General features: G+C 65.1%; 12 protein-coding genes. 11 read left to right on the forward strand and 1 reads right to left on the reverse strand.

What is annotated here, in order from left to right; all coding sequences use genetic code 11:
* Window positions 1-4: 4 nt before the first annotated feature.
* From ftsW to lpxC, 8 genes are all read left to right on the forward strand, one after another.
* A complete protein-coding gene (ftsW, locus tag G4Y73_RS11355) occupies window positions 5-1,186 on the forward strand; it encodes a putative lipid II flippase FtsW (RefSeq protein ID WP_164231750.1) in 1,182 nt (393 codons plus the stop codon).
* Entirely contained in the window at window positions 1,183-2,244 is a 1,062-nt protein-coding gene (murG, locus tag G4Y73_RS11360; protein ID WP_164231751.1) for an undecaprenyldiphospho-muramoylpentapeptide beta-N-acetylglucosaminyltransferase, read from the forward strand. Before ftsW ends, murG begins: the two co-directional genes overlap by 4 nt.
* On the forward strand, window positions 2,241-3,668 hold the full coding sequence (gene murC, locus G4Y73_RS11365; protein ID WP_205596610.1) for a UDP-N-acetylmuramate--L-alanine ligase: 1,428 nt from the start codon (window positions 2,241-2,243) through the stop codon (window positions 3,666-3,668). The genes murG and murC overlap by 4 nt, the downstream gene beginning before the upstream one ends.
* The gene (locus G4Y73_RS11370) at window positions 3,665-4,591 is read left to right on the forward strand and encodes a D-alanine--D-alanine ligase (RefSeq protein ID WP_164231752.1); all 927 of its coding nucleotides are present in this window, start codon (window positions 3,665-3,667) and stop codon (window positions 4,589-4,591) included. Before murC ends, G4Y73_RS11370 begins: the two co-directional genes overlap by 4 nt.
* A complete protein-coding gene (locus G4Y73_RS11375) occupies window positions 4,558-5,331 on the forward strand; it encodes a cell division protein FtsQ/DivIB (RefSeq protein ID WP_164231753.1) in 774 nt (257 codons plus the stop codon). Before G4Y73_RS11370 ends, G4Y73_RS11375 begins: the two co-directional genes overlap by 34 nt.
* Entirely contained in the window at window positions 5,324-6,553 is a 1,230-nt protein-coding gene (gene ftsA / locus G4Y73_RS11380; protein WP_164231754.1) for a cell division protein FtsA, read from the forward strand. The genes G4Y73_RS11375 and ftsA overlap by 8 nt, the downstream gene beginning before the upstream one ends.
* Before the next feature lie 164 nt (window positions 6,554-6,717).
* The gene (gene ftsZ / locus G4Y73_RS11385; protein WP_164231755.1) at window positions 6,718-7,890 is read left to right on the forward strand and encodes a cell division protein FtsZ; all 1,173 of its coding nucleotides are present in this window, start codon (window positions 6,718-6,720) and stop codon (window positions 7,888-7,890) included.
* Window positions 7,891-8,109: 219 nt separating this feature from the next.
* Complete coding sequence (gene lpxC / locus G4Y73_RS11390) at window positions 8,110-9,024, forward strand: UDP-3-O-acyl-N-acetylglucosamine deacetylase (protein WP_164231756.1); 915 nt, start codon at window positions 8,110-8,112, stop codon at window positions 9,022-9,024.
* Window positions 9,025-9,053: 29 nt separating this feature from the next.
* Here the strand turns inward: lpxC and G4Y73_RS11395 are convergent, their stop codons facing one another.
* A complete protein-coding gene (locus G4Y73_RS11395; RefSeq protein WP_164231757.1) occupies window positions 9,054-9,365 on the reverse strand; it encodes a DciA family protein in 312 nt (103 codons plus the stop codon).
* 142 nt (window positions 9,366-9,507) lie between these two features.
* Between G4Y73_RS11395 and secA the strand changes: the two genes are divergently transcribed.
* Genes secA through G4Y73_RS11410 form a run of 3 tightly spaced genes read left to right on the forward strand, consistent with a single transcriptional unit; the run spans window position 9,508 to window position 13,926 of the window.
* The gene (gene secA, locus G4Y73_RS11400; protein ID WP_164231758.1) at window positions 9,508-12,228 is read left to right on the forward strand and encodes a preprotein translocase subunit SecA; all 2,721 of its coding nucleotides are present in this window, start codon (window positions 9,508-9,510) and stop codon (window positions 12,226-12,228) included.
* A 10-nt stretch (window positions 12,229-12,238) separates the two neighbouring features.
* Complete coding sequence (locus tag G4Y73_RS11405; RefSeq protein ID WP_164231759.1) at window positions 12,239-13,213, forward strand: Nudix family hydrolase; 975 nt, start codon at window positions 12,239-12,241, stop codon at window positions 13,211-13,213.
* Window positions 13,214-13,251: 38 nt separating this feature from the next.
* Entirely contained in the window at window positions 13,252-13,926 is a 675-nt protein-coding gene (locus G4Y73_RS11410; protein ID WP_164231760.1) for a 4'-phosphopantetheinyl transferase superfamily protein, read from the forward strand.
* The last annotated feature ends 7 nt before the right edge of the window (window positions 13,927-13,933 follow it).

Below are 13,933 nucleotides of genomic sequence, written 5' to 3' on the forward strand. Positions count from 1 at the left end.
CGCCATGGCACAGGTACGACAAGCCTATCGCAGCAAGGACGCCCCCCAGACCGCCGGTCTGGATCCGGTGATCGTGCTCTCGACCATCGGCCTGCTGGTGGTCGGCGTGGTGATGGTGGCCTCGACCTCGATTGCGGTGGCCGAGGGTTATGCCGTGTCGGTCTGGCATTTCCTGGTTCGCCATCTGATCTACATCGGTTTGGGCGTCGCCGTGGCCCTTGTGTTGCGCATTATCGGCACCCGCCAAATGCAGGCACTGGCCCCGCTGGCGTTCCCGGCGGCCGTGCTCGTACTGCTGCTGCCGTTCGTGCCGGGCCTGGGCCATGAAGTCAACGGCTCGACGCGCTGGATCGACCTGGGTGTGGCGCGATTCCAGGTGGTCGAGGCGGCCAAGCTGCTGGTGATCCTGTTCGTCGCCGCCTACCTCGCCAAGCGGCCGCAACTGGGCTTGTCGCGTTTCGTCGAAACCCTCAAGCCGCTGCTGGCCGTCGGGCTGCTCGCGCTGATCCTGCTCAAACAGCCGGACATGGGTTCGGCAGTCGTGCTCACAGCCATTGTCGGCGGCATGATCTGGTTGGCCGGGGCGGCCTGGAAGCACCTGTTCGTACTCGGCCTGGGCAGTGTGCCGCTGTTGACCTTTGCCGCCCTGGAGCCCTACCGCCTGCAGCGCGTGATGACCTTCGTCGATCCCTGGTCGGACCCCTTCAACAGCGGTTTCCAGCTTACGCAGGCGCTGATTGCCGTCGGCCGCGGTCAGATCGATGGCGTCGGTCTGGGGGCGAGCGTGCAGAAGCTCTACTACCTGCCCGAGGCGCACACCGATTTCATATTCGCCGTGCTGGCCGAGGAATTCGGCCTGATCGGCATCCTGTTCGTGCTGGCCCTGTTCTCCCTGCTGGTGGGGCGGATCCTGCTGGTCGGTATCCAGGCGCATCGCCAGCAGCATCCGTTCTCGGCTTACCTGGTCTGGGGCATCGGCCTGTGGATTGGCCTGCAGGCACTGGTGAGCATGGGCGTGAACCTGGGCTTGTTGCCGACCAAGGGACTGACCCTGCCGCTGATCTCGGCCGGTGGCAGCAGTCTGATCATGACCCTGGTGGCCATCGGCGTGGTTCTGCGCGTGCAATGGGAACTGGCGCTCGAGGCACGCCAGACGCCGCGGCGTCGAAGGAGTTGGCAGGTATGAGTGCCAGCCGCATCATGATCATGGCAGCCGGCACGGGTGGCCACATCTTCCCCGGCCTGGCCGTGGCCGGCGCGTTGCGCGGCCGCCAGGCCGAGGTGAGCTGGCTTGGCACGCCGCAGGGTCTGGAAAACCGTCTGGTGCCCGCGGCCGGCCTCGAACTGCAGCACATCGCCATTACCGGCCTGCGCGGCCGCGGCGCACTGGGCTGGCTGGCTGCGCCCTGGCGGGTCTTCAAGGCCACGCGCGCGGCCATGCACATTCTCCGGGGTCACCGCCCGGCCTGCGTACTCAGTATGGGCGGCTACGTCGCCGGTCCCGGCGCCCTGGCCGCGAAGCTGTTGGGAATCCCGGTGCTCATTCACGAGCAGAATGCGGTTGCCGGACTCACCAACCGCCTGCTCTCGCCGCTGGCGAGACGGGTCTTGACCGGTTTTCCCGATGTGCTTCGCGGCGGCGAACACGTCGGCAATCCGGTGCGTGAGGATATCGCGGCCCTGCCCGAGCCGGACGCGCGTTTTGCCGATCGCCAGGGGCCTCTGCGGGTCCTGGTCGTGGGCGGCAGCCTGGGCGCACGCGTCTTTGCCGAAGTCATTCCGGCCGCCCTGGCGCGACTGCCGGAATCGCGCCGGCCGCGCGTGCTGCACCAGGCCGGCCGTCAGCTCGAGGTCACCCGGGCGGCCTATGCACAAGCCGGTATCGAGGCCGAGGTGGTCGAGTTCATCGACGACATGGCTTCAGCCTGGGCCGAAGCCGACGTCGCCATCTGCCGTGCCGGCGCCCTGACCGTGGCCGAGCTGGCAGCCGCCGGAGTGGCGGCCGTGCTGGTGCCTTTTCCACATGCGGTCGACGATCACCAGTACAGCAATGCGCAATTCCTGGCCGGTGCCGACGCTGCCTGGCGGGTGCGCGAGAAAGACTTCACGGCCGGCTGGCTGGCCGAACGGCTGGGTGCGATGAGCCGTTCGCAACTGCTGGCCATGGCACGCAATGCCAGAGCCCTGGCACGGACCGACGCAGCCGAAGTCGTCGCCGAGGCTTGTCTGGAGGCGGCGGCATGAACGCGCGCAGCAGTACTCCCAGCCTGATGCATCGCACGCGCCGCATCCACCTGGTCGGGATCGGCGGCGCCGGCATGTCCGGTATTGCCGAGGTGCTGATCAATCTTGATTTCGAGGTCAGCGGGTCGGATCTGAACCGATCGGCGACCGTTGCCCGCCTGGAGAAACTGGGCGCCGGGATTCGAATCGGCCATGCCGCCGAATACCTGGGCGAGGCGGACGTCGTGGTCGTATCCGGCGCGGTGCCCGAAGACAACCCGGAAGTCGTCGCCGCGCGCGAACGACGCATTCCGGTGATCGCACGTGCCGAGATGCTCGGTGAGTTGATGCGTTTCCGTCAGGGCATCGCCGTCGCCGGTACCCACGGCAAGACCACCACGACTTCGCTGGTGGCCACCGTGCTGGCCGAGGCCGGACTCGATCCGACCTTCATCGTCGGTGGCCTGGTCAATGCCTTCGGCACCGGAGCGCGCCTGGGCGAGGGTCGCTACCTGGTGGCCGAGGCCGACGAGTCCGATGGTTCATTCCTCAAGCTGCAGCCGGTCATTTCGGTGGTCACCAACATCGATCGCGATCATCTCGACGCCTACCAGGGTAGCTTCAACCAGCTCCAGCGCGCTTTCCTGGAATTCCTGCACCATCTGCCGTTCTTCGGCGTCGCGGTGGTTTGCATCGACGATGCCCACGTCGCCGAACTGGTGCCCGACATCGGTCGCGCCGTGGTGACTTACGGTCTCGACGAAACCGCTGACGTGCGTGCCACCGGCCTGCGCCAGACCGGCCGGCTGATGCATTTCGACCTGTGGCTGCCCGGCGATGAGACACCGCGCCCGGTGGCCCTGGCCCAGCCGGGCCGGCACAACGTGCTCAATGCCCTGGGCGCAGCGGCCGTGGCCTGCGAGATCGGAATTGCCGGCGAGACCATCGTGCGCGGGCTCAACGGTTTCGGCGGTATCGGCCGGCGCTTCGCCGAGATCGGCGACTTGCGGGCGGGCGGCTCGCGCGTGCTGGCCTTCGAAGATTATGGCCATCATCCGACCGAGCTCGAAGCAGTCATTCAGGCCGCCCGCGAGGGCTGGCCCGAGCGTCGCCTGGTGCTGGTCTTTCAGCCGCATCGCTTCACTCGCACGCGCGATCAGTTCGACGATTTCGCACGCGTGCTGTCCTCAGCCGACGTACTGGTGCTGGCCGACATCTACCCCGCCGGCGAAGCGCCGCTGGCCGGTATCGATGCCGATACCCTGGCACGCGCGGTCGGGCGTCGCAGCGACGTGCCGGTTCGCCGTATCGGCGCGGTGGCCGAGGCGGTGGATGTATTGCCCGAGGTCGTCGAGGACGAGGACCTGCTGTTGGTCATGGGAGCCGGGGATGTCGGCCGGCTCGGCGCGCTGCTGCGCGAACGCTATGCAGAGGAGGCGGCATGAGCCTGGGTGACCCACGCAAGTTCGGCCAGGTGGCCCTGGTGATCGGCGGCGACAGCGGCGAGCGTGAAGTCTCGCTGCGCGGTGGTCGAGCCATTGCAGCGGCGCTCGAGAAACTGGGCGTGCAGCACAGCGTGGTTGACGGTCCGCGGCGCCTGCTCGAGCAGGTCGCGACCGGTCATTACGACCGGGTGTTCAACCTGCTGCACGGTCGTGGTGGCGAGGACGGCACCCTGCAGGGCGCCCTTCGCATCTACGGAGTTCCGATCACGGGTTCCGGGGTGCTGGCGTCGGCACTGAGCATGGACAAGCTGCAGAGCAAGCGCATCTGGACCGCCTGCGACCTGCCGACGCCGCCGTGGGCGGTGGCGCACCGCGTCGATGATGCGGAGGCCATCGTCGAGCACATGGCGCCACCGATGTTCGTCAAGCCGGCGCGCGAGGGTTCGAGCCTGGGTATGAGTCGTGTGACCGGAGCCGACCAACTCCGCCCTGCACTCGAAAAGGCCCTGGCCCATGACGAGACCGTTCTGGTCGAACGGATGATCCGTGGCCGGGAGTACACCGCGGCGATTCTCGGCGAGCGCGTGCTGCCGCTGATCCGGCTGGAGACGCCGCGCGAATTCTACGATTACGAGGCCAAGTACGAGTCCGGCGACACCCACTACCTGTGCCCCTGCGGCCTGGACGAGGCGTCCGAGGCGAGCCTGGCCGAATTGTGCATGCACGCCTTTCGTGTTCTCGGCACCTCCGGCTGGGGACGCGTCGACCTGATGGTTGATGAGGACGACAAGCCCTGGCTGTTGGAAGTGAATACCACGCCGGGAATGACTGATCACTCATTGATGCCGATGGCGGCCCAGGCCGCCGGCATCGATTTTGAGGAACTGGTATGGCGGATTCTGGAAACGAGCCTGAACGCGTGATCCGGCCGGCCTGGCTGGCGACCGCGCTGCTGGTCGGCATCGCCGCGCTGCTGGCGCTGTGGCTGCGCTCGGGCCTGATCGGGTCGGAGCAATGGCCGATTCTCTGGCTGGACGTGGCCGGTGATCTCGAGCGCACCAGCGGCAGCCAGATCCGCGCCGCGGTCGCCGGACCGGCCGACAGCGGCTTTTTCGCTGTCGACCTCGAGCTCGTGCGTGATCGCGTCGAGGCGCTGCCCTGGGTGGCGCGCGCTGAAGTGAGTCGGCACTGGCCTGATGCGCTGCGGATCGATGTCGAGGAGCACCGGCCGGTGGCGCGCTGGAACGAGGATGGGCTGTTCAGCGATCGCGGCGAGGTTTTCAGCGTCGGCGGCAGCGAAGGCATGCAGGGCCTGGCACGGCTAAGCGGTCCGGATTCGCGGCGCCATGAAGTGCTCGAGCAGTGGCAACGCATGCGTCGCGAACTCGGTAGCGTCGGGCACGACATTGCCACGCTGGCGGTCGATGAGCGCGGTGCCTGGCGCCTGCGAATGGACAACGGCGTCTTGCTCGTGCTGGGTCGCGAGCAGGTCGGTCAGCGACTCGATCGCTTCGTGCGCGTTCAGCGAGCGCTGGCCCGGCTCGAGCGCCCGATCGAGGCTGTCGACATGCGCTACACCAATGGCCTGGCGGTGCGCTGGATGCAGCCGGAACAGGAACCACAACCGGAACAGGAACAGGGAGAAGAATCACGTCATGGCTAAACGGCCGGACAAGTCACTGGTGGTCGGGTTGGACATCGGTACCAGCAAGATCGTCGCCATCGTCGGCGAAGTGCAGGCCGACGGGGAAGTCGAGGTGGTCGGCCTGGGCTCGCACCCGTCGCGTGGACTCAAGCGTGGTGTGGTGGTCGATATCGAGTCGACCGAGCAATCGATCCAGCGTGCGATCGAGGAAGCCGAGCTGATGGCCGACTGCCAGATTCACTCGGTGTTTGCCGGCATTGCCGGCAGCCACATCAGTTCGCTCAATTCGCACGGTGCGGTGGCCATCCGCGACAAGGAAGTCACCGACGGCGACGTCGAGCGGGTGCTGGAATCGGCCCGTGCCGTCGCGATCCCGGCCGACCAGCGCATCCTGCACGTGCTGCCGCAGGAGTACGTCATCGACTCGACCGACGGCATCCGCCAGCCGGTCGGCATGTCGGGCGTGCGGCTGGAAGCACGCGTGCATCTCGTCACCGCCGCGGTCAGCGCGGTGCAGAACGTGACCAAGTGCGTTGCCCGCTGCGGCCTGCAGGTCGACGACCTGATCCTGCAGCAACTGGCCTCCAGCTACGCGGTTTTGAGCGAGGACGAGAAGGATCTGGGCATTGGCCTGATCGACATCGGTGCCGGCACGACCGACATCGCCGTGTTCACCGAGGGCGCGATCCGCTACACCGCCTGCATCCCGATTGCCGGCGATCTCGTGACCAACGACATTGCCGTTGCACTGCGCACCCCGACGGTGCATGCGGAGGAAATCAAGATCAAGTACGCCTGCGCGCTCGAACAGATGGCCAGTACCGACGAGACCATCCAGGTGCCGAGCGTGGGCGACCGGCCGCCCCGGCGGCTCGAGCGCCAGACCCTGGCCCAGGTGGTCGAGGCGCGCTATCGCGAGTTGTTCCACCACGTCCAGAAGCAGCTCAGGCAGTCCGGTTTCGAGTCCATGATTCCGGCCGGGCTGGTGCTGACTGGTGGCGGTTCGAAGATGGAAGGCGTGGTCGAACTCGCCGAAGAGATTCTGCACATGCCGGTGCGCCTGGGTGCGCCGCAGCATGTGACCGGGCTGTCGGAAGTGGTCAATAACCAGATTCACGCCACCGGCGTGGGCCTGCTGATCTACGGCAGTCGCATGGATACGCCGCGACGGACCGGATTGGCCCGCGGCGGCGAGAGCTTGTGGAACCGCATCAGAAACTGGTTCCAGGGAGAGTTTTGAAGATGAGTTTGCCCGTAACGCCTAAAGCGGTGTACCTCGGGCAAGGCACGGGAGCGGCACAAAGCGCCCATCAAGAAGGCGCGTGCCGCCATCCCTTTGGAAAGAGCGTCCGGAAAGACCGGACATTTTGTTGATCGTAATGGCGAGCGAAAGGAGTCATCGATATGCCTTTTGAATTGATCGAAAATTACACACCCGGAGCGACCATCAAGGTCGTGGGTATTGGTGGCGGCGGCGGTAACGCTGTCAGCCAGATGGTGGAGTCTGCAATCGAGGGCGTGGAGTTCATCTGCGTCAACACCGATTCGCAGGCGCTGAGGAATTTTGCCGGCAAGACCACGTTGCAGATCGGCGCGGGCGTGACCAAGGGCCTGGGCGCTGGCGCCAACCCCGAAGTGGGACGCCAGTCGGCGTTGGAAGACCGCGATCGCATCTGCGAGATGCTCGACGGCTGCGACATGGTGTTCATCACCGCCGGAATGGGCGGTGGCACTGGCACCGGGGCAGCCCCGGTAGTGGCGCAAACGGCCAAGGAGATGGGTATTCTCACCGTGGCCGTGGTCACCCGGCCGTTTCCGTTCGAGGGCCAGCGTCGCAGCGCGGTGGCCAAGCAGGGCATCGACGAGCTGGCGCATCACGTCGACTCGCTGATTACCATCCCCAACGGCAAGCTGCTGAGCGTGCTGGGCTCGGAGATCACGCTACTCGATGCCTTCAAATCGGCCAACCAGGTGCTGTCCGGCGCCGTTCAGGGCATTGCCGAGCTGATCACCCGCCCCGGCCTGATCAATGTCGACTTTGCCGACGTGCGTACGGTCATGAGCGAGATGGGCATGGCCATGATGGGTTCGGGTACCGCCAAGGGTGAGGACCGCGCCCTGATGGCAGCGCAGTCGGCCATCGGTTCGCCGCTGCTCGAGGATGTCGACCTCAATGGTGCCTGCGGCATCCTGGTCAACGTCACCGCCGGCATGAACCTGAGCATGAAGGAGTTCGAGGAAGTCGGCACCACGGTCGCCGACCTGGCCAGCGAGGACGCCACGGTCGTTATCGGCACGGTCATCGACCCGGACATGAACGACGAGCTGCGTGTCACCGTGGTCGCTACCGGCCTGGGGTCGCAGCGCCCAAAGCGCGAAGAGCGGCCGATGAAGGTCGTGCGAACCGGCACCGACAATCGCCCGGCTTTCACGGCCACCGACGATGATGAGCCGGGGCGGTCGCACACCGGGCAGCGGGAAGAGGCCGATCGAGGTGAAAGCCGCAAGCTGTTCGGAGAGCAGAAGGAGCTGGATTACCTCGACATTCCGGCCTTCCTGCGCAATCAGGCGGACTGATCCCGCCACGCGAACCGGCTGGATGCACGAGCGTCTGCCGGGGTGCCGGCACGGGCTTCCGACTCGCCACGGAAGCCCGTTCGGCGCCAATGTGACGGAAAAACGACGCGTGGTGTGGCTTTTTGGCAACATGTGTGGTGAATTTCACGAAAAATTGCTTTTTCGCCACGTTTACCTGTGCTATTCTCCGCAGCGTCTACCAGCATCCGGGCACGTAAGTTGATTCGACAAAGAACACTCAAGAACGTCATTCGCGCCACCGGGGTGGGCCTGCACTCCGGTGACAAGGTCCTGATGACCCTGCGTCCGGCGCCGGCCAATTGCGGCATCGTGTTTCGCCGCGTCGACCTCGATCCGATTGTCGAGGTCAAGGCCGAGCCGCATATGGTTCGTGACACCGCCCTTTCGACCACCATGGTCAATGACGACGGCGTGCGCGTGGCCACCGTCGAGCACCTGATGTCGGCGCTGGCCGGTCTGGGGATCGACAACCTCTACGTCGACCTCAGCGCTGCCGAAGTGCCGATCATGGACGGCAGCGCAGGGCCCTTCGCCTTCCTGGTTCAGTCGGCCGGCATTGCCGAGCAGAATGCACCCAAGCGCTTTTTGCGCATCAAGAAGACCATCGAGGTGCGCGACCAGGATCGCTGGGCCCGATTCGAGCCGCACGAGGGCTTCCGGGTCAATTTCACTATCGAGTTCGACCACCCGGTCATCCGCTCGCACTCCTGCGAAGCTGACATCGATTTTTCGACCACCTCCTATCTCAAGGAAGTGGCGCGTGCGCGCACCTTCGGTTTCATGCGCGATATCGAATACCTGCGCCAGCGCAATCTCGTGCTCGGCGGCAGTCTCGACAACGCCGTGGTGCTCGACGACTATCGAGTGCTCAACGAAAACGGCCTGCGCTACGAGGACGAGTTCGTCAAGCACAAGGTGCTGGACGCCATCGGCGACCTCTACATGATGGGCCGCAACCCGATCGGTGCCTTCTTCGGTCACAAGTCCGGTCACGAGCTCAACAACCAGCTCGTCAGAACCATGCTGGCCGATCAGGAAGCCTGGGAAGAGGTCACCTTCGAGGACGACGAGCCCGCGCCGATTTCGTATGTGCAGCCGGCGCAAGCCGTCTGAACAAGCCAACCCGCTAACCAGCCAACCAGCTAACCAATCTTCGGTACCACAATCACCCGCGTCGAGCTCAGCGGTTTGTCGAGCTGACGGTTCGCCTCCCTGAGCATATCGTCGGCCAGGAGCCGCGCCCGGCTGGCCCAGGCGGGGCTGCTGGCGGCCAGCACCAGGGTCTTGTCCTCGATACAGGCCAGTCGGACCTGGCCGCGTAGCCGGGCCGGCAGGGTCGATTGCAGGTGCGCATCGAGCCGCTCGAGCGCGCGCGCCGTGGCCAGCAGGCGGCCGAGACCGCCGTCTCCCTCGGAGATCTGCTCGATATCGCGCTCGGCGCGGCGCTGTCTCAAGGGGGTGTTGCTCCGATGCTTGTAAACACCTGTAGTTTAACCCCGCCAAACGCTACAATGGCAGGCTGTGCTTGCACCGTTCCGGTGCTGACCCCAAGTAAAACATTTCCGAATTCGTTTCATTTCGACCAACGGACCCCAAATGCTTAAATCCCTGATCACCAAGGTGGTGGGTAGCCGCAACGAACGGCTGGTCAAGGCCCTCTACAAGGACGTCGAGGCGATCAACGCGCTCGAGTCGGAGTTTCAAAACTTCAGCGACGCCGAACTCAAGGCGAAGACCGAGGAGTTTCGCGAGCGCCACACCAACGGCGAGACGCTCGACCAACTGCTCCCCGAAGCCTTCGCTGCCGTGCGCGAGGCTTCGGTACGCACCCTGGGCATGCGTCACTTCGACGTTCAGCTCATCGGCGGCATGGTCCTCCATCAGGGCAAGATCGCCGAAATGAAGACCGGCGAGGGGAAGACCCTGGTCGCCACTCTGGCGGTGTATCTCAATGCCATCCCGGATAAGGGCGTGCACGTGGTGACGGTGAACGATTACCTGGCTCGCCGCGATGCCGACTGGATGGGTCCGATCTATTCAGCGCTGGGGTTGAGCGTGGGTGTTTCGGTCCCCGGGATGAAGCCGGACGACAAGCGCGACGCCTATCGGGCCGACGTTACCTACGGCACCAATAATGAGTTTGGTTTCGACTACCTGCGCGACAATATGGCCTTCTCGCTCGAGCAGCGCGTGCAGCGCGGCCGGCATTTTGCCATCGTCGACGAAGTCGACTCGATCCTGATCGACGAGGCCCGCACACCCTTGATCATCTCCGGACCCACCGACGAGGGCCCGGACATCTATGTCCGAATGAACCGCATCGTCCCGCACCTCGAACCGCAGCAGGAAGAGGACGGGCCCGGCGATTTTTCGCTCGACGAGAAGACCAAGCAGGTATACCTGACGGAAGACGGCATGGCCAAGGTCGAAGGGCTGCTGGCCGAGGCCGGCATGATTGACTCCGGCGCCAGTCTGTACGATTCGGCCAACTTGAGCCTGATGCACACGCTCAATGCAGCGCTCCGGGCGCACCACCTGTTCAACAAGGACGTCGACTACATCGTGCGCGACGGCGAAGTGGTTATCGTTGACGAATTCACCGGGCGCACGCTGTCCGGGCGGCGCTGGTCCGAGGGTCTGCACCAGGCCATCGAAGCCAAGGAGGGCGTGCCGATCCAGCGCGAGAACCAGACCCTGGCCTCGATCACATTCCAGAACTATTTCCGGCTCTACGACAAGCTCTCCGGCATGACCGGCACGGCCGATACCGAGGCTTACGAGTTACAGTCGATCTACGGCCTGGAAGTGGTGGTCATTCCAACCCACAAGCCCATGGTCCGGGAAGACCAGGCCGACCTGGTCTTCCTCACCAAGCAGGAAAAGTTCGACGCCATTGTGGAAGACATCAAGGAGCGGGTGGCCAAGGGGCAGCCGGTGCTGGTGGGTACGACCTCGATCGAGAACTCCGAGCTGATCTCGAAAGAACTCAAGAAGGCCGGGATCAAGCACGAGGTGCTCAACGCCAAGCAGCATGAGCGCGAGGCGCACATCATCGAACAGGCCGGTCAACCGGGAGCGGTCACCATCGCCACCAACATGGCTGGCCGCGGTACCGACATCGTGCTCGGCGGTAATCTGGACGCTGAACTGCGCGACCTGGGCGAGGACGCCAGCGCGGAAGAACGCAGCGCGGCCAAGGCGGACTGGCAGAAGCGCCACGACCAGGTGCTGGAAGCCGGCGGTCTGCACATCGTCGGTACCGAACGACACGAATCGCGCCGCATCGACAACCAGCTACGCGGACGTTCGGGCCGTCAGGGCGACCCCGGTTCGAGCCGCTTTTACCTGTCGCTGGAAGACAACCTGATGCGGATTTTTGCCTCCGAGCGGATGGGCAACATGATGCAGAAGCTCGGTATGCAGGAAGGCGAGGCGATCGAACATCCCTGGGTCAACCGGGCGATCGAGAACGCCCAGCGCAAGGTCGAGGCGCACAACTTCGATATGCGCAAGCACTTGCTCGAATACGACGACGTGGCGAACGATCAGCGCCGCGTCATTTATTCCCAGCGCAACGAGCTGATGGAAGCCGACGATATCAAGGACACCATCGACGCGATTCGCGAGGAAGTCTTCGATCGACTGATCAGCCAGTTCATCCCGCCGGGTTCGGTCGACGAGATGTGGGATCCGGAAGGCCTGGAAAAGGCACTGGACGGCGAATTCGGCATCGAGGTGCCGGTGCGCCGATGGCTCGAGGAAGACGAGACGCTCGACGAGGCCGGGCTGCGTGAAAAGGTCATGCAGGCGGTCGAGTCGCACTACCAGGCCAAGGAAGGAATGACCGGCTCGTCGGTGATGCGCCAGTTCGAGAAGGCGCTGATGCTGTCGGTACTCGATCAGCACTGGAAGGAACACCTGGCCAGCATGGATTTCCTGCGCCGTAGCGTGGGCTTGCGAAGCTTCGCGCAGAAAAAGCCGCAGCAGGAGTACAAGCGCGAAGGCTTCGAGATGTTCACCGAAATGCTCGATAACATGAAGCACGAGGTGATGAAGGGCCTGGCGCGGGTACGTGTTCGCGACGAGGAAGACGTCCAGGCCGTCGACCAGCAGCGCCGGCGCGAGGCGCCCATGCAGTTCCAGCATGCCGAGGCGCAGTCGGCCACCGACGCTGGCCAGGCGGCTGCCGGGCAGGGCGCAGGGGCGGCTGAGAAGCCCGATACGTTCGTGCGAGAAGGCCGCAAGATCGGCCGCAATGAACCCTGCCCCTGTGGTTCGGGCAAGAAATACAAGCAGTGCCACGGTCAATTGGGTTAGGGCGAAAGTCGTGACGCCCGCTCCGGCACGTTCGAGCGAGCGAGTTCAGGTTGTTGCCGGCGTGCTGCGCGATGCCGAGGGGCGGATCCTGTTGGCGCAGCGTCCGGCCGGCAAGCACCTGGCCGGGACCTGGGAGTTTCCGGGGGGCAAGCGCGAGCCCGGCGAATCGGCCCCGGCAGCGTTGGCGCGGGAGCTGGCCGAGGAGCTCGGCATTCGCGTGGAATCGGTTTCGCCCTGGCTGACCCTGACGCATGCCTATCCCGAGATCGTAGTTCGATTGCAGCTCTACACCGTCGATGGCTGGCATGGCCGGCCGCACGGCTGCGAGGGCCAGTCGCTCAAGTGGGTGACGAATACCGAGATGCACAGCTTGCCGATGCCGGCAGCCGACCGGCCCATCGTGCGCGCTTTCACCATTGATGACCGCTACGCCATCACGCCCGATCCGCGCGAATCGGAGGGTCGCGAAAGCCTGCTGGACTGGGCCCGCGCCGCACTCGGGCGGGGCATTCGCCTGTTCCAGCTGCGTGCAAAGTCGCTCGACGAGACGGCGCTGGCCGGGCTCGGACGCGAGTTCGGACGCCTGATGGCCGAAGCCGATGCGCGCTGGCTGCTCAATGGACCTCCGGAACTGGCCGCAGAGGTGGGTGCCGACGGCGTCCACCTGGACGCTGCCCGATTGAATCGTCTGCCGGCGCGCCCGCTTTCCGGCGAATTTCTGGTCGCGGCCTCCTGTCATGACGAGGCCGCCCTTGCGCGGGCGGGCGAACTGGCACTGGATTTCGTGACCGTCTCGCCGGTCCAGCCCACGGCCAGTCACCCCGGAGCCGACACGCTCGGCTGGGACGGCTTTGGGTGTCTGTGCCGATGCTCACCGCTGCCTGTCTTTGCCCTCGGTGGCGTGACACCCGCAGATCTGCCACTCGCCCGCGAGCATGGTGGATTTGGCGTGGCTGGTATTCGCGCCTTCGGCCTTCAGTCTTGACCATCGAGATCGTACAGCTGCCCATTCGACCGCGGTCCATGCCCGCGCCCGGCGAGGTGGACGTGTGGCTGGCACGGCTGACCGAGATGCCGCTGGACGCCGGACCGCCGGGCCGGAGCCGCCGCGAGCAGGTCCTGCGCCAACGCGTTCAACAACAGTTCTTCCTGCGCCTGCTGCTGGCTGCCTACCTGGGCTGTCCGGGCAAGTCGATCGAACTCGTCCGCAGTGAGCGCGGTAAGCCCATGCTGGCCGGTGAACACGCCAACAGTCCGCTGTGCTTCAATGTCTCGCACTCGGGCGACTGGCTGGCGGTGGCCGTGGCCGAACGCAATGCAGTCGGCATTGACATCGAAACCCAGCGCCGCCTGCCGCGTGCGCCGCTGCTGGCCCGACGATTTCTCTCGAGCGCGGAGGCCGACTGGATTGTCGGGCTGGACGAGCCGTTCAGGTCACGCCAGTTCCTGAAGCAGTGGACCGCACGCGAGTCCCTGGTGAAGGCCCGCGGTTGCGGCCTGGCCGGTTGTCTGGGTGATATGGTTCTGGACTGGCAACCGCCGGCGATTCGTCATCTGCCCGCGGATTGGGACGGCTCGGAAGATATGGCTTTGACCGGTTTGTCGCTGCCCGACGACCTGATCGGGCACCTGGCGGCCGGGCAGCAACCGGTCACGCCGCGGGTTCGTCGCATCAGCCCCGACTGCCGGAACGATTAATTCAAGG

Source organism: Wenzhouxiangella sp. XN201 (assembly GCF_011008905.1).
In the GTDB taxonomy this organism is placed as follows: domain Bacteria; phylum Pseudomonadota; class Gammaproteobacteria; order Xanthomonadales; family Wenzhouxiangellaceae; genus Wenzhouxiangella.

Coding starts and splice junctions, on each gene's coding strand:
- G4Y73_RS11410 (WP_164231760.1), top strand. CDS start 13,252: ATGCCCGCGCCCGGCGAGGTGGACGTGTGGCTGGCACGGCTGACCGAG.
- murG (WP_164231751.1), top strand. CDS start 1,183: ATGAGTGCCAGCCGCATCATGATCATGGCAGCCGGCACGGGTGGCCAC.
- G4Y73_RS11370 (WP_164231752.1), top strand. CDS start 3,665: ATGAGCCTGGGTGACCCACGCAAGTTCGGCCAGGTGGCCCTGGTGATC.
- secA (WP_164231758.1), top strand. CDS start 9,508: ATGCTTAAATCCCTGATCACCAAGGTGGTGGGTAGCCGCAACGAACGG.
- ftsZ (WP_164231755.1), top strand. CDS start 6,718: ATGCCTTTTGAATTGATCGAAAATTACACACCCGGAGCGACCATCAAG.
- murC (WP_205596610.1), top strand. CDS start 2,241: ATGAACGCGCGCAGCAGTACTCCCAGCCTGATGCATCGCACGCGCCGC.
- ftsA (WP_164231754.1), top strand. CDS start 5,324: ATGGCTAAACGGCCGGACAAGTCACTGGTGGTCGGGTTGGACATCGGT.
- G4Y73_RS11375 (WP_164231753.1), top strand. CDS start 4,558: ATGGCGGATTCTGGAAACGAGCCTGAACGCGTGATCCGGCCGGCCTGG.
- ftsW (WP_164231750.1), top strand. CDS start 5: ATGGCACAGGTACGACAAGCCTATCGCAGCAAGGACGCCCCCCAGACC.